At 73.3% G+C, this 14,680-nt stretch carries 14 protein-coding genes; 8 read left to right on the forward strand and 6 right to left on the reverse strand.

Translation table 11 applies throughout. The annotated features are described in order from the left end of the window. Window positions 1–32: 32 nt before the first annotated feature. Together murC and msrB are read left to right on the forward strand one after the other, a co-directional pair. Complete coding sequence (gene murC / locus DDJ31_RS29820) at window positions 33–1,421, forward strand: UDP-N-acetylmuramate--L-alanine ligase (protein ID WP_127177304.1); 1,389 nt, start codon at window positions 33–35, stop codon at window positions 1,419–1,421. A 14-nt stretch (window positions 1,422–1,435) separates the two neighbouring features. After that, complete coding sequence (gene msrB / locus DDJ31_RS29825) at window positions 1,436–1,843, forward strand: peptide-methionine (R)-S-oxide reductase MsrB (protein ID WP_127177303.1); 408 nt, start codon at window positions 1,436–1,438, stop codon at window positions 1,841–1,843. A 294-nt stretch (window positions 1,844–2,137) separates the two neighbouring features. On the opposite strand, the gene DDJ31_RS29830 is transcribed toward msrB, so the two are convergent. From DDJ31_RS29830 to DDJ31_RS29840, 3 genes are all read right to left on the reverse strand, one after another. Next, a complete protein-coding gene (locus DDJ31_RS29830; protein WP_127177302.1) occupies window positions 2,138–3,244 on the reverse strand; it encodes a lysylphosphatidylglycerol synthase transmembrane domain-containing protein in 1,107 nt (368 codons plus the stop codon). A gap of 279 nt (window positions 3,245–3,523) precedes the next feature. After that, a complete protein-coding gene (locus DDJ31_RS29835; RefSeq protein ID WP_127177301.1) occupies window positions 3,524–4,978 on the reverse strand; it encodes a sensor histidine kinase in 1,455 nt (484 codons plus the stop codon). Further along, window positions 4,975–5,664 carry a response regulator transcription factor gene (locus DDJ31_RS29840; RefSeq protein WP_127177300.1) on the reverse strand — a complete coding sequence of 230 codons (690 nt, stop codon included), beginning with the start codon at window positions 5,662–5,664 and terminating at the stop codon, window positions 4,975–4,977. Before DDJ31_RS29840 ends, DDJ31_RS29835 begins: the two co-directional genes overlap by 4 nt. 151 nt (window positions 5,665–5,815) lie before the next feature. Here DDJ31_RS29840 and DDJ31_RS29845 point away from each other — a divergent pair, with 151 nt between their 5' ends. The 3 genes from DDJ31_RS29845 to DDJ31_RS29855 are packed head-to-tail and all read left to right on the forward strand — an operon-like array spanning window position 5,816 to window position 8,328. Beyond that, window positions 5,816–7,153, forward strand: a complete 1,338-nt coding sequence (locus tag DDJ31_RS29845) for a ferredoxin reductase family protein (protein ID WP_127177299.1) — start codon at window positions 5,816–5,818, stop codon at window positions 7,151–7,153. A 10-nt stretch (window positions 7,154–7,163) separates the two neighbouring features. Continuing rightward, entirely contained in the window at window positions 7,164–7,583 is a 420-nt protein-coding gene (locus DDJ31_RS29850; RefSeq protein WP_127177298.1) for an FMN-binding protein, read from the forward strand. 1 nt (window position 7,584) lies between these two features. Further along, complete coding sequence (locus tag DDJ31_RS29855; RefSeq protein ID WP_127177297.1) at window positions 7,585–8,328, forward strand: FAD:protein FMN transferase; 744 nt, start codon at window positions 7,585–7,587, stop codon at window positions 8,326–8,328. 312 nt (window positions 8,329–8,640) lie between these two features. On the opposite strand, the gene DDJ31_RS29860 is transcribed toward DDJ31_RS29855, so the two are convergent. Further along, window positions 8,641–10,677, reverse strand: coding sequence for an ArnT family glycosyltransferase (locus DDJ31_RS29860; protein ID WP_127177296.1), 2,037 nt, complete (start codon window positions 10,675–10,677; stop codon window positions 8,641–8,643). A gap of 367 nt (window positions 10,678–11,044) precedes the next feature. Here DDJ31_RS29860 and DDJ31_RS29865 point away from each other — a divergent pair, with 367 nt between their 5' ends. The 3 genes from DDJ31_RS29865 to DDJ31_RS29875 are packed head-to-tail and all read left to right on the forward strand — an operon-like array spanning window position 11,045 to window position 13,553. After that, window positions 11,045–12,175, forward strand: coding sequence for an ABC transporter ATP-binding protein (locus DDJ31_RS29865; RefSeq protein ID WP_164784872.1), 1,131 nt, complete (start codon window positions 11,045–11,047; stop codon window positions 12,173–12,175). Next, window positions 12,172–12,888 carry an ABC transporter permease gene (locus DDJ31_RS29870; RefSeq protein WP_127177295.1) on the forward strand — a complete coding sequence of 239 codons (717 nt, stop codon included), beginning with the start codon at window positions 12,172–12,174 and terminating at the stop codon, window positions 12,886–12,888. The genes DDJ31_RS29865 and DDJ31_RS29870 overlap by 4 nt, the downstream gene beginning before the upstream one ends. Beyond that, window positions 12,885–13,553, forward strand: coding sequence for an ABC transporter permease (locus tag DDJ31_RS29875; RefSeq protein ID WP_127177294.1), 669 nt, complete (start codon window positions 12,885–12,887; stop codon window positions 13,551–13,553). The genes DDJ31_RS29870 and DDJ31_RS29875 overlap by 4 nt, the downstream gene beginning before the upstream one ends. Window positions 13,554–13,644: 91 nt before the next feature. Here DDJ31_RS29875 and DDJ31_RS29880 read toward each other — a convergent pair whose 3' ends face one another. Beyond that, the gene (locus tag DDJ31_RS29880; protein WP_127177293.1) at window positions 13,645–14,247 is read right to left on the reverse strand and encodes a GTP-binding protein; all 603 of its coding nucleotides are present in this window, start codon (window positions 14,245–14,247) and stop codon (window positions 13,645–13,647) included. Further along, on the reverse strand, window positions 14,234–14,674 hold the full coding sequence (locus DDJ31_RS29885) for a DUF742 domain-containing protein (RefSeq protein ID WP_127177292.1): 441 nt from the start codon (window positions 14,672–14,674) through the stop codon (window positions 14,234–14,236). Before DDJ31_RS29885 ends, DDJ31_RS29880 begins: the two co-directional genes overlap by 14 nt. Window positions 14,675–14,680: the final 6 nt, after the last annotated feature.

Consider the following 14,680-nt stretch of genomic DNA (forward strand, 5'->3'; position numbering starts at 1 on the left):
CATCCTCGTTCCGGACTCTTGGGAGACAACGCATGGCACCCGGCCTTCCCACCGCCATGGACCGACCGCACTTCATCGGCATCGGCGGCGCCGGGATGTCGGGGATCGCGAAGATCCTCGCGCAGCGCGGCGCGAAGGTGGCGGGCAGCGACGCGAAGGAGTCGCCCACCGCCGAGGCGCTGCGCACGCTGGGCGTCACCGTGCACATCGGGCACGCGGCCGGGCACCTCGCCGACGACGCCAGCTGTGTCGTCGTCTCCTCGGCGATCCGCGCCGACAACCCGGAGCTGGCCCGCGCCGCCGAGCTGGGCGTGCCCGTGGTGCACCGCTCCGACGCGCTGGCCGCGCTGATGGACGGCACGCGGCCGATCGCGGTGGCCGGCACCCACGGCAAGACCACCACGACGTCGATGCTGGCCGTCTCGCTCGGCGCGCTCGGCCTCGACCCGTCCTACGCCATCGGCGGCGACCTGGACGCGCCCGGCTCGAACGCCCTGCACGGCCAGGGCGAGATCTTCGTGGCTGAGGCGGATGAATCGGACCGCAGCTTCCACAAGTACGCGCCCGCCGTCGCGATCGTCCTCAACGTCGAACTCGACCACCACGCCAACTACGCGTCGATGGACGAGATCTACGCCTCCTTCGAGACCTTCGCCGGGCGGATCGTGCCCGGCGGCACCCTGGTGATCTCCGCCGACCACGAGGGCGCGCGCGAGCTGACCCGGCGCCTCGCGGGCACCGTGCGGACGGTCACCTACGGCTCCGCCGACGACGCCGACGTACGGGTCCTCGACGTCGTCCCGCAGGGGCTCACCAGCCGGGTCACCGTGCTGCTCGACGGCGAGGAGCACACCTTCGCCGTCTCCGTGCCCGGCCGGCACTACGCGCACAACGCGGTCGCCGCCCTCGCCGCGGGTGTCGCGCTCGGCATCCCCGCCGCCGAGCTGGCCCCGGCGCTCGTCGCCTACACCGGCGTCAAGCGCCGGCTCCAGCTCAAGGGCGAGGCGGCCGGCGTCCAGGTGATCGACTCCTACGCGCACCACCCCACCGAGATGACCGCCGACCTCGACGCCATGCGCGGCGCCGCGGGCGACGCCCGCATCCTCGTCGTCTTCCAGCCGCACCTGTTCTCCCGCACCCAGGAGCTGGGCAAGGAGATGGGCCAGGCGCTGACCCTCGCGGACGCCTCCGTCGTCCTCGACATCTACCCGGCCCGCGAGGACCCGATCCCCGGCGTCACCAGCGAGCTGATCATCGAGGCGGCCCGTGCCGCGGGCGCCGAGGTGACCGCCGTCCACGACGCGGCGGACGTGCCGGAGGCGGTCGCGGGAATGGCGAGGGCCGGTGATCTCGTTCTCACCATGGGCGCGGGAGATGTCACCGACCTCGGTCCGCGCATCCTGGACCGACTCTCCAAGTAAGGGGCTGAGCTGTCATGGCGTACGACGTCGAGAAGCCGGATGAGCAGTGGCGCGCGGAGCTGTCCCCGGCCGAGTACGCGGTGCTGCGCGAGTCCGCGACCGAGCCGGCGTTCACCGGTCAGTACACCGCCACCAAGACCGAGGGCGTGTACTCCTGCCGGGCGTGCGGCGCGGATCTGTTCACCTCCACCACCAAGTTCGAGTCGCACTGCGGCTGGCCGTCGTTCTACGACCCGAAGAACACCGACGCGGTGGAGCTGATCCAGGACCGCTCGCACGGGATGGTGCGCACCGAGGTGCGGTGCGCCCGCTGCGGGTCGCATCTCGGTCATGTGTTCGAGGGTGAGGGGTATGCGACCCCCACCGACCAGCGGTACTGCATCAACAGCGTCTCGTTGCGGCTGACGCCCGACGAGAGCTGAGCGCGGCGCTGGGCTTTCGCGGGTGGGGTGGGGTGTTGTGGGGCTGGGTGTCGGCTGCGGGTGCGTTGTGGCTGGTCGCGCAGTTCCTCGCGCCCCTGGTGGGTGCTCGTGGCGGTGCTGAGAAGGGCCGTCGGTTTCCTGGGCCAAAAGAATGCGCAGTTCCCCGCGCCCCTGGGGGTGGGGGCTCGTGGCGGTGCTGGAAGGGGCCGTCGGTTTCCTGGGGCAAAAGAATGCGCAGTTCCCCGCGCCCCTGGAGGGGCGCTGTTCCCCCCCCCGCGTTTCTCCGGGGCCGTTTCACAGGACCTTGCGTTGTACCAGGGTTGACAGGGCCAGGGCGCCCGGGAGCAGGGGGAGCCAGACCGTGAGGACCCGGTAGCCGATCACCGCTGTCGCGGCCACGTCGAGCGGGGCGCCCATCGCGGCGAGCGCGAAGACTGTGGCCGCGTCGATGGGACCGATCCCGCCCGGCGCGGGCACCGCCCCCACGGCCGTGCTCGCCGCCAGGAACGCGAACGCGACCTGCGCCCAGGTCAGGGTGAGCCCGAGCGCCGCCCCCACCGAGAAGATCACGCTGGCCTGGAGCAGCGGCGCGGCGGCGGCCCCGCCCCACAGCGCCACGATCCGCGACGGCCTGGTGTGCAGCACCCGTACGTCGGTGAGGGCGCTGCGCAGCGCGTCGAGCAGCGGCCTCCGCAGCGGACGCACCGCCGTGACGAGCACCGCGGCGACCGTCACCGCGCCCGCCACACCTCCCGCGGCCAGGGCCAGTGTCCGCCCGTCGGGCGCCAGCGTGCCCACCCGCAGCAGATCGGGCGAGGTCAGCAGGAACACCAGCAGCACCAGCGTCTTGGCGATCGGTCTGACCAGCGAGTACAGGGCGAGGGACGCGGTGGCGCGGGCCAGCGGGATGCCCCGGCCCAGCAGGAAACGCAGCGTGACGGCGTGCGCGCCGAGGCTCGCGGGCAGCACATGGTTGGCGGCGCCCGCGGCGAACTGCGAGGCGATCAGCAGCCCGGTCGGCAGCCGCTCCGGCAACGCGCCCTGCCGTACGCACGACGACGAGAGCCAGCCGAGACAGGTGAAGAAGAACGCGGCCAGCAGCCACCAGGGATCGGCGGAGGCCAGCCGCACACAGCCGTCGTAGACGGTCCGCCAGTCGAACACCACCCACACCACGATCAGCAGCACCGGCAGCAGGACCAGCAGCCGGCGCAGCAGGCGCGCGCTGCCCGGCGCGGCCGGTCCAGGGGTGGAGCCCGGCGGGCGCAGGAAGCGGAACGGCAGCGAGGGCAGCGCGCCGACGCCGTTCGCGGGGGCCGGGTCAGGGGCCGCGGCGGGCGCGGTGGCGGCGGCCCCGGTGGGGCGCGGGCCGGGGGTCTCGTCGAGCGGCAGCGGGGTCACGGCGCACGTCGTCCTTCCACGTCACGCGCGGGCCGCCGGACGGCGGCTCGGGCGGGCGGACACGGGGCGAGGCAGGACAGGGGGACGGCGGAACCGTCCCCGTTCGGTGTGACACCGCGGTGTCCGCGAGCCGAAGCCGCGCGGGCCGCCACACGTCGTTCTGAGTCGTTCCCCTCTGTTGTTTCCCGCGTCACTCCTCCTGTCATGCCTCTGGTGGGTACGCGGCTGGGCCGGACGGGGTTCAGACCCGCACCGGTGGTGACGCCCAGGACACCCGTCTCACCGGTCCGCGCGGACCGGCCCGCGCGGCGGCAGCGTCACCGTGAACGTCGTCGCTCCCGGCCCGCCGCTCAGCTCGATCGTGCCACCGTGCGCCCCGACCAGCGCGCTCGCCACCGACAGGCCGAGCCCGCTGCCGCCCCGGTCGCGGGTGCGGGCCTTGTCGACCCGGTAGAAGCGGTCGAAGACCCGCTCCCGGTCGGCGGCCGGGATGCCGGGGCCCGCGTCGGTGACCAGGACCCGCGCGCCCGCGCCCGACGCCTCCACCTCGACCGTGACCGGGGTGCCGTGCGGGGTGTGTACGGCCGCGTTGGTGAGGAGGTTGTCCACGACCTGCCGGATCCGGTGCGGATCGAGACGCAGCGGCAGGCTCGCGGGGCCGGTGGTCACCGTCAGCGGATGGCCTGGGCGGCTCGCCCTGAACGCGTCCGCCGCCTCCTCCACCAGCGCCACCAGATCCGTCTCCACCGGCCGCAGCGGGGTCTCGACCTCCGCCGCGTCCAGCCGGGCGAGCAGCAGCAGGTCGTCGAGGAGGACCCCCATCCTGGCCGCCTCGTGGCGCAGCCTCGCCAGGTGCTTGTCCCGCTCCTCGGGCGCGTTGGCGGCCGCGTACTGGAACAGGTCCGCGTAGCCGCGCACCGACATCAGCGGGGTCCGCAGCTCGTGCGAGGCGTCCGCGACGAACCGGCGCAGCCGCTGCTCGGCCCGCGCCCGCACCGCGAGCGAGGCGTCGATGTGCTCCAGCATCGTGTTGAACGCGGTCCGCAACTCGTCGACCTCCTGCCCGCCGTCGCGCCCGTCGGCGCGCAGCGGCAGCCGCGCCGCCGACTCGGTCAGATCGTGCGAACTGATGCCGTGCGCGGTGTGCGCCATGTCGCTCAGCGGCTTCAGACCCCGCCGCAGCATCCGCCGCCCGAACACCACGAGCGCCAGCAGCGCGAGACCGAACGCGACGAGCTGGACGGTGATCAGCTGCCGCATCGTCGCGTCGATGTCCGCCATCGGCGCCCCGCTGACCAGCACCACCCCCGGCTCCACCGCGCAGGCCCGCAGCCGGTACTCGCCCTCACCCGCGAGGTCGCGGGTGCGCAGCACCTCGGTGCCCGCCGTGAGCTGCGCCCGCGCCACCGACGTCAGGTCGTCGAGGTCGGCCGGCAGGTCGCTGTCCTCCTCGGGCCTGCGCGGCACCGGGGTGCCGTCCCGCACGTCGTACACCGCGTAGTACCAGCGGTAGTACTTCTTGCCCTGGAGTGTCCCGTTCTCGGCGATGCTCTTGGACTGCGCGACCTGCGCGAGCCCGAGCTGGTCGTCGAGCTGGTGCGAGAGGTAGGTGCGCATGTAGGTGGTGAGGGCGGTGCCGACCACCCCGAACACCAGCAGCGCCAGCGCGCCGAGGCCGAGCGCCAGCCGGGTGCCCAGCCGCAGCCGCCGGTAACGCCCGAGCGGCCACCTCACTCCGGGACCCGCCGCACCACGTACCCGAAGCCGCGCACGGTGTGGATCAGCGGCTCGCCCGTGTCGTCGAGCTTGCGGCGCAGCCTGCTGACCACCAGCTCCACCACGTTCGAACGCCCGCCGAAGCCGTACTCCCAGACATGGTCGAGGATCTGCGCCTTGGTCAGCACCGTCGGCGACTTGCGCATCAGGTAGCGCAGCACCTCGTACTCGGTCGGCGTCAGCGTCAGCGCCCGCTCGCCGCGCCGCACCTCCCGGGTGTCCTCGTCCATCGTCAGATCCGCCACCCGCAGCACCGACCGCTCGAAGCCGGGCCCGGCGCTGCGCCGCAGCACCGTCCGCAGCCGCGCCATCAGCTCCTCCACCGCGAACGGTTTGACCAGGTAGTCGTCACCGCCCCGGGTGAGGCCGGCCACCCGGTCGGCGACCGCGTCCCGCGCGGTCAGGAACACCACGGGCACCATCGTGCCCGAGCGCCGCAGCCGGTCGAGGACACCGAAGCCGTCCAGGTCGGGCAGCATCAGGTCGAGCACCACGATGTCAGGGCCGAACTCACCGGCCAGCCGCAGCGCCTCCTCGCCCGAGTGCGCGGTGACCGCCTCCCAGCCCTCGTAACGGGCGACCGTCGCGACGAGATCGGCGATCGGCGGGTCGTCGTCCACGACGAGCAGGCGTACTTTTTCCACCCGCTCATACTGCGCCACCCGGGCGACGGCGCCGGCGGCGGTGGCCGCGAGCGACCAGATCGATAGGTGTTTGAAAGTCGCCCGACAGCAGAACGACAGCTCGGGACAGGGAAGCTCGGAGACCCAGGACCCGATCGAGGAGCTGCCGTCCGTGACGACCGTCCAATCGCCCCCTGCGCCCCCCACGGCGATACGCCCCAGGGCGGTGGCCCGCACGGGTCTGTACGCCGTGCTGGCCGCGAACGCGGCCGTGGTGACCTACTTCTTCACCGAGGCGGGGTTCGCCGCCAACGCGCTCATCGTGCTCGGCCGCCTGGCCGGCCTGTACGGCGCCCTCTTCATGGCCTTCCAACTGCTGCTGGTGGCCAGACTGCCCTGGCTCGACCGCCGGATCGGCATGGACCGGCTGACCTCCTGGCACCGCTGGACCGGCTTCGGCATCCTGTGGACGCTCCTCGCGCACGCCGTCTTCATCACCTTCGGCTACGCCCAGTCCTCGTCGCTCGGCCCGATCGACCAGATCGTCGACCTCGCCGAGACCACCGAGGGCGTGCTGCGCGCCGTCGTCGCGTTCGGCGTCGTCCTCGTGGTCGGCGCGGTCTCGGGACGCTGGGCCCGCCGCAGGCTCGCCTACGAGACCTGGCACTTCATCCACCTGTACACGTACGCCGCCGTGGTGCTCGCCTTCACCCACCAGGTCGCGGTCGGCACGACGTTCACCGCGTCGTCCGCCGCCACCGCCTACTGGTACGGGGTGTGGGGCGTCGCCCTCGGCGCGGTGCTCGTCGGCCGGGTGGTGCTGCCGGTGTGGCGCAACCTCCGCCATCAGCTGCGGGTCTCCGCCGTCGTCCCCGAGTCCGACGACGTCGTCTCCCTCTACATCACCGGCCGCGACCTGGACCGGCTGCCGGCCCGCGCCGGACAGTTCTTCCTCTGGCGGTTCCTGACCGCCGACCGCTGGTGGCAGGCCAACCCGTTCTCGCTGTCCGCCGCGCCCGACGGCGAGCGGCTGCGGCTCACCGTCAAGCGCGCCGGGGCCGGTTCGGCGGCGCTGCGCCACGTCAAGGTCGGCACCCGGGTCTTCGCCGAGGGCCCCTACGGCGCGTTCACCGCCCTGCACCGCACCCGGCCGGAGTCGGTGCTGATCGCGGGCGGGGTCGGCGTCACGCCCATCCGCGCCTTGCTGGAGGAGCTCGAGGGCCACACGGTCGTCATCTACCGGGTCTCCACCGACCGGGACGCCGTCCTCCACGACGAGCTGCGCGAGCTGGCCGCCGTCAAGGGCGCCGCACTGCACCTGGTGACCGGCCCGGTCGCGCCCGACCTGCTGGCGCCGCGCGAGCTGGCCCGGATGGTGCCGGACATCGCCGGGCGCGATGTGTTCCTGTGCGGGCCGCCGCCGATGATGACGGCGGTCCTCCGCACCCTGCGCGACCTGGGCGTGCCCAGGCGGCAGGTCCACTTCGAACGCTTCAGCCTGGCGGGATGAGAGAGACGACGTGAAGCGAGCCATACCTGTCCTGGTCCTGTCGGTCGCCGGTCTGATCCCGGTCTGGCGCTACGAACCGTCGACCGGGACGACAGCGGCCCCCACCCCCGCCCCCACTCCTGCCCCCTCGGTCGCCGCGTCCTCGGGAACGGCGTCGGGAACGTCGTCGGGAACCGTCGTCAAGGGGTCGACGGTCACCACGGAGAAGGGTCCCGTCCAGGTCGAGGTGACCTTCGACGGTGACACCATCACGGCGGTGCGGATGCTTCAGCAGCCGAATCACCCGCAGACGGCCGCGGCCGTTCCGCAGCTGATCGCGGAGACGCTCGACGCGCAGAGCGCGGACATCGACACGGTGTCGGGCGCGACCATCACCAGCGGCGGCTACCGGACCTCCCTCCAGGCCGCCCTCGACGCGAAGGGCGCCTGACATGCGGCGCGTCGAACACGTCATGGGGTTCCCGGTCTCGCTGCGGATCGACGACCCGGACGTGCCCGGGTCGGCCGCCGACGCCGTCTTCGGGTGGCTGCGCGAGGCCGACGAACGGTTCAGCCCCTTCAAGCCCGGCAGCGAGGTGTCCCGGTACGGCAGGGGCGAACTCGCCCGCCAAGAGCTGAGCGCCGACCTCGCCGAGGTGCTCGACCTGTGCGCGCACTACCGGACCGCCACCGGCGGCGCCTTCGACGCGTGGCCGCCCGGCCGGTCCTTCGACCCGTGCGCGATCGTCAAGGGCTGGTCCGTGCAGCGGGCCGCGGGTCTGCTGACGGCGGCCGGTGCACGCCGGTTCTGTCTCAACGCCGGGGGAGACGTGGTCACTTCGGGCGGCCCCTGGCGGGTCGGCGTCCGGCACCCCGAACACGCCGACCGGCTGTGCGCGGTCGTCGAGGTGACCGACGGCGCGGTCGCCACGTCCGCCCGCTACGAGCGCGGCGACCACATCGTCGACGGCCGCACCGGGCGCCCGGCGACCGGACTGCTCAGCCTGACCGTCGTCGCCCCCACCCTCACGGTCGCCGACGCCGTCGCGACGGCGGCCTTCACCCTCGGCGCCGACGGCGTCGGCTGGGCGGCGGACCAGGACGGCTGCGAGGTCTTCGCCGTCGACAGCGACCGCCGGGTGCTGCGCACGGCGGGCTTCCCGAAGGCGCCGGGGGAGCGGGCCGCCGCCGCGTGACGGACCCGGGAGGGGTGGGTGGGTGGCGGGCCATCTCGGTGGGTGGCGGGCCATCTCGGTGGGGGGCGGGCCGCCCCGGCTGGCGACGGGCCATCCGGGCGGGGGGCGGGCCACCCCGGTGGGCTGCGGGCCACCCCGGCAGGGGGTCCGCCGCCGATCGTGCCGGTCGTGCCGGTCGTGCGGGTCGTGCCGGTCGTGCGGGTCGTGCGGGTCGCGCCGGGCCCGCCCAGCCCGCCGGGCCCGCCCGGCCCTCCCGGCCCGCCCGGTCCTCTCAGGCTTCGGGTTGCGTCGGCTGTTCGTTCGGCAGGCGGGTCAGCCGGCGTCGGAGGCATCCAGGCGGTACAGACCGCTGTAGGCGCTGACCGCCGTGCCGTGCTGCTTCACCCAGGTCGCGATCTCCGAGCCGGTGCCCTGCCCGCCGCCGCTGATGACCAGGTAGTGCAGCTTGCCCGCCGCCACCAGGCTCTTGAGCTTGGCCAGGGTCATCGCCTCGTCGCTGCCCGACCAGCCGCCCATCGAGATCACCGGCTGCCCGGACTCCAGGATGAGCTGCGCCGCCGTCTGGTCGGTGGCCACCGCGACCAGCCAGGTGGCGCCGTCCTGGTGCTTCTTCAGATACGTGACCATCCCGCTGCTGACCTGGGTGTCGCCCCCGCCTCCCAGGCCAGCGGCACCGGCACCGGCCTGGGCGCCCTCGTCCGACTCCGTGCCGCCGGGGCCCCCGCCCGCCGGGGGCTGCCGCGCCGACCGGCCGTCGCTCTCCGCGCCGCTCGGCCGCTGACCGCCTCCCGTGCCGCCGGCGCCGCCCATGCCGCCGCCGGTGCTCGGACCCGCCGTCGGATTGGTGCCGTTGGCGCTCGTCGTGGTGGCCGCCGACAGGGAGTACGCCGTCGGACCCGCCAGCAGCGCGACGACGGCCGCGACCGCCGCGACGCCCAGTAGCCGCCGCCGGCCCAGCAGGCGTCCGGCGAGCAGGCCGGCCACCGCCGCCGTGCCCGCGACCCCGGCCACCACCGCGGCGACCGTGTACCCGGTGCCCTCACCCGACACCCGCCGGAGCAGGACGACCGCCCAGAGCGTGGTCGCCGCGACCGCCAGCGGCAGCACCCACGCCCACCTGACGGCCGAGCCCTCGCGCAGCGCCCGGTGGAGCAGCACCCCGCCCGCGCCGGCCAGCGCCGCGATCCCGGGGGCCATGGCGGTCACGTAGTACGGGTGGAAGGTGCCCTCGGCGAGCGCGAACGTCAGGTAGTGCAGCACGAACCAGCCGCCCCACAGCAGCAGCCCCGCCCGCCTGGCGTCCGTCCTCGGCGCCCGGCCGCACAGCACGAGCCCGCCGACGAGCGCGATCACCGCGAACGGGATCAGCCACGAGATCTGGCCGCCCATGATCTCGTTGAACATCCGGTACAGGCCCGAACTCCCGCCGAAGCTCGCCCCGTTGCCCTGCGAGCCGACCGACGAGGACGCCCCGAGGATCCGGCCGAAGCCGTTGTAGCCGATGACCAGGTCCCAGACCGTGTTGTCGGTCGAACCGCCGATGTAGGGCCGCGACGACGCCGGGACCAGGTCGACGACCACCATCCACCAGGCGCTGGAGACCAGCAGGGCGACCGTCGCGACGGCCAGGTTGCGGACCCGGCGGCCGAGGGGGAGGCGCGCGGCCCAGAGGTAGACCAGGAGGAACACCGGCAGCACCAGGTACGCCTGCATCATCTTGGTGTTGAACGCGAAGCCGAGCGCGACCCCCGACCACACCAGCGGCAGCAGCCGCCCGGTACGCACCGCCCGCATCAGGGCGGCGGCGCCCAGCAGCATCAGGAAGACCAGGACCGGGTCCGGGTTGGTGTCCCGGTCGATGGCGACCGTGATCGGCGTGAGGGTGAGCGCCAGCGCGGCGATCACTCCGGCCGCCGCGCCGAAGTCCCGCTTCACCATGCGGTACAGCAGCGCCACCGAACCGGTCCCGACGGCGACCATCGGCAGCGCCAACTGCCAGTTCCCGTACCCGAACACGCGGGCCGAGAGGCCCATCACCCAGAGCGCGAAAGGCGGTTTGTCGACGGTGATGAAGCTGCCCGCGTCCAACGCCCCGAAGAAGAAGGCCTTCCAGCTCCTGGTGCCGCTGTAGACGGCCGCGTCGTAGAAGCTGTTGCCGGTCAGCGAGGTGATGTTCCAGGCGTACAGGGCGGTGGCCAGGACGAGGACCGCCCACAGCGCCGGGCGGGCCCAGCGGGGGTCCTCGGGGGCGCCGGTGAACAGCCGGCCGAGCCGGGAGCCCGGCCGGGTCACGGCCCGGTGTCTGCCCTCGGGGGCGGCGGGCGCGGGCGGTGGGGCGAGGGTCGTCATGACGCGTGCTCCAGGTGCTGGACGGGGGAAGAGACGCGCGCCCCGACGGGCAGGACGGCGGTGGTGGTGCGGGCGGCCCGCCTCGCGAGGCCGGCCGCATGCCCCGACGATCGGCGCCGACCCTGGGGGGTCCCTGAGCGGACCCTGAGCGCGGCGTGAGAACCGGCGGACTCACAGGCACGGCACAGCCGGTGCGCACCGGGCTCCAAGGCGGGCGCCCGGGACGGCCGTTCACCCGGCGAGCGGTGACCGGGGCGTGGACGGGCCGCCGCGCGGTGACCCGGGCCGTCTAGACTTTCCTCGCGACGGCCCGTAACCGCTGGCCAAAGAGAGCAAGATCTGCCAAACCCGAAGGGTATTCGGCGTTTTGATACGGATAGATTCAGTCACCAAGCGGTACCCGGACGGCACGGTGGCGGTCGACCGCCTCTCGTTGGACATTCCCGACCGTGCGATCACCGTCTTCGTCGGGCCCTCGGGCTGCGGCAAGACCACGACCCTGCGGATGATCAACAGGATGATCGAGCCCAGCGAGGGCACCATCCTCATCGACGGCAAGGACGTCCTGAAGGAGCCGGTCAACACCCTGCGCCGGTCCATGGGTTACGTCATCCAGAACGCCGGCCTGTTCCAGCACCGCACCATCATCGACAACATCGCGACCGTGCCCCGGCTGCTCGGCTGGGACAAGGGCCGCGCCAGGGACCGGGCCCGCGAGCTGATGGGCCGGGTCGGCCTCGACCCCTCGCTCGCCAAGCGCTACCCCTACCAGCTCTCCGGCGGCCAGCAGCAGCGCGTCGGCGTGGCCCGCGCGCTCGCCGCCGACCCGCCCGTGCTCCTGATGGACGAGCCGTTCTCCGCCGTCGACCCCATCGTGCGCAAGGGCCTTCAGGACGAACTCCTGCGCATCCAGGAGGAGTTGGGCAAGACGATCGTCTTCGTCACCCACGACATAGACGAGGCCGTGAAGATCGGCACCAAGGTCGCGGTGATGCGCACCGGCGGCAGGCTCGCGCAGTTCGCGCCGCCCGCCGAACTGCTCACCGATCCCGCCGACGCGTTCGTCGAGGACTTCCTCGGCGCCGACCGCGGCATCCGCAGGCTGTCGTTCTTCCCCGCCGCGGGACTCCCGCTGCTCACCACGCCGGTGGTGGCCGTCGACGCCACCGCCGAGCAGATAGCCGCCCGCACCACCCCCGACGTGCCCTACCTCCTCGTCACCGGGCTCGACGGCAGGCCGCTCGGCTGGGGCGAGCCGCGGAATCTGACCGCCGGGCGGATCGACCCCACCCGGCTGCTCGCCCACGGACGGCCCTTCGAGCACGCCACCGACTCGCTGCGGGCCGCCCTGGACTGCGCGGTGCTCTCGCCGACCGGCTGGGCCGTCGCGGTGGGCGCCGACGGCCGGGTCACCGGGGTGGTCGCCCAGCACACCATCGCCGAGGCGATCCGCTCGGCCCACGCGGCCCGCCCGGACACCGAGAAGGCCGTGCGGTGAGCGGCCTGTTCGAGATACCGAGCGACCTCCAGAACACGTACTGGGGGCTGGTCGTCCTCCATCTGCGGCTGGCCCTGGTGCCGGTCGCCGCGGGGCTCCTGGTCGCGCTGCCGCTCGCCCAGCTCTGCGTCCGGCTGCGGTGGCTCTACCCGCCGGTGCTGTGGGTGACGACCGTGCTCTACGCGGTGCCCTCGCTCGCCTTCTTCGTCGTGCTCATCGACTACACCGGGCAGAGCGAGACGACGGTGATGATCCCGCTGGCCGTCTACAGCCTGGTGGTGTTCGTCCCCGCGCTGGTCGACGGGGTCCGCTCGGTGCCGCAGGAGACCCTGGACGCGGCCACCGCGATGGGCCTCGGCCCGGTCCGCCGCTACCTCCAGGTGCAGCTGCCGATCGCCGCGCCCGCGATCATCGCGGGGCTGCGGGTGGCCACCGTCTCCAGCATCTCCCTGGTCAGCGTCGGCATGCTGATCGGCAACCAGGGCGGGCTCGGCAACCTGCTCAACGACGGCATGATCTACCACCAGCCCCGGCTGATCTGGCTCTCCGTGATCGGCACCGCCGTCCTCGCCATCGCCGCGGACGCCGCACTGGTCGCCCTGCGGCTGGTCCTCACGCCGTGGATGCCGCGCGGCAACCGCGCCACCCGCCCCGCATCAGCCGAGGCACGGCCCGAACCGGCCGCGCCCGTCCTCGAGGACGCCGCCCGGTGAACGTACTCCACTTCGTCCAGCAGTTCTTCAGCGACAGCGCCCACTGGCACGGCTACGACGGCATCCCCACCCGGCTGCGCGAGCACGTCCAGTACTCGCTGATCGCGCTCGGCATCGCCGCCGCCATCGGACTGCCGGTCGGCCTGATCACCGGCCACACCGGACGCGGCGGCAACAGCCTCGCGCTCATCGCCACCGCCGCCCGCGCGCTGCCCAGCTTCGGTCTGCTGGTGCTGATGTTCGTGCTGCTCGGCCTCGGCCATCTGCCGGTGATGATCCCGCTGGTGGTGCTCGCGGTGCCGCCGATCCTGGTCACCACCTACGAGGCCATGCGGTCCGTCGACCCGTCCCCGGTGGACGCCGCGCGCGGCATGGGCATGGCGGAGTCGCGGATCCTCTTCCACGTCGAACTGCCGGTCGCGCTCCCGCTGATCCTGAGCGGTCTGCGCTCGGCGGCCATCCAGATCGTCTCGACGGCCACCATCGCCGCGTACGTGAGCCTCGGCGGCGTGGGCCGCTACATCGTCGACGGCCTCTACCAGCGCAACTACGAGAAGGTGGTGGGCGGCGCGACCCTGGTCGCGGTGCTCGCCCTGGTCACCCTGGGCTTCTTCTGGGCGGTCAACCGCCTCGCGGTCTCACCGGGGGTGCGCCGGGGCGCCTGACGGCCGGGCGGCACCACGAGCACGCGGGCCCGGGGCGGATGGAGAATCCGCCCCGGGCCCGCGTGCTGTGGTGTCGCCGTTGCCGCCGCGCTCAGCCCTGGGTGCGTGCCAGGGCCCGTTCCAGGACGACGAGCAGCGCGTCCCGTACCGAGCCGCGCTCCCGGGCGTCGAAGACCACCACGGGGACGCGGTCGGCGACGTCGAGCGCCCAGCGGACCTCGTCGAGCGAGTGCTCGACGTGCCCGTCGAAGGCGTTGACGGCCACCGCGAACGGGATCTGCCGGTGCTCGAAGTAGTCGACCGCCGCGTAGCAGTCGTCGAGCCTGCGGGTGTCGACGATGACGAGGCCGCCGAGGGCGCCCTCGACGATGTCGTCCCACATGAAGCCGAACCGTTCCTGTCCCGGTGTGCCGAACAGGTACAGCTTGAGCGTCGGGTCGATGGTGAGGCAGCCGAAGTCCATCGCCACCGTGGTGGTGGTCTTGGTCGGGGTGTGGCTCAGGTCGTCCACGCCCGCCGCGACCTCGGTGATCGCGGCCTCGGTGGTGAGCGGCTCGATCTCGGAGATCGCGCCGACGGCGGTGGTCTTGCCCACGCCGAATCCGCCCGCGATCACCATCTTGACCGGCAGCGGCGGACGTACGGGGGCCACCGGTGCGGCCGAGGTGCGGCCGGCCGGGTCAGTCGGTGTCACGGAGTACCCCTCGGGAGTCGGGGATGGCCCGGAGGCCATCGATCACCCTGCGCAGGACCGACGCGTCATGGGTGATGTCGATGTCGGGCACGTACACCGTCAGGTGACCGGCCGTGCGCAGGTCCTCGGCGAGGACCCGCACCACGTTCAGGTGCAGCCGCAGCCGGGCCGCGAGTTCCGCGATGGACTGCGGAAGCCGGCAGGCGGCGACGATGTCGTGCTGCTCGAAGGAGAGCCCGTCGAGCACGGTGAGCCCTCCGGCGGTGGCCACCACCTGGGTCTCCACTGGCACCGGCCGGCCGGTCGCGCTGGGCGCCACCCGGCCTGCGGTGACCAGGAACGGCCGGACCGCGGGGGCGGGGCCGACCGGCTCCTGGCCCGGCTGTCCCAGCGCGTCCTCGCCGTCCGGTGGTCGGCCGTCGGCCATGTGTCT

This window comes from Streptomyces griseoviridis (assembly GCF_005222485.1).
In the GTDB taxonomy this organism is placed as follows: Bacteria; Actinomycetota; Actinomycetes; order Streptomycetales; family Streptomycetaceae; genus Streptomyces; species Streptomyces hintoniae.

Bases quoted from the DNA above. Each gene is read 5' to 3' on its own strand.
- murC (WP_127177304.1), top strand. From the start codon at position 33: ATGGCACCCGGCCTTCCCACCGCCATGGACCGACCGCACTTCATCGGC.
- DDJ31_RS29855 (WP_127177297.1), top strand. From the start codon at position 7,585: ATGCGGCGCGTCGAACACGTCATGGGGTTCCCGGTCTCGCTGCGGATC.
- DDJ31_RS29860 (WP_127177296.1), bottom strand. From the start codon at position 10,677: ATGACGACCCTCGCCCCACCGCCCGCGCCCGCCGCCCCCGAGGGCAGA.
- DDJ31_RS29885 (WP_127177292.1), bottom strand. From the start codon at position 14,674: ATGGCCGACGGCCGACCACCGGACGGCGAGGACGCGCTGGGACAGCCG.
- msrB (WP_127177303.1), top strand. From the start codon at position 1,436: ATGGCGTACGACGTCGAGAAGCCGGATGAGCAGTGGCGCGCGGAGCTG.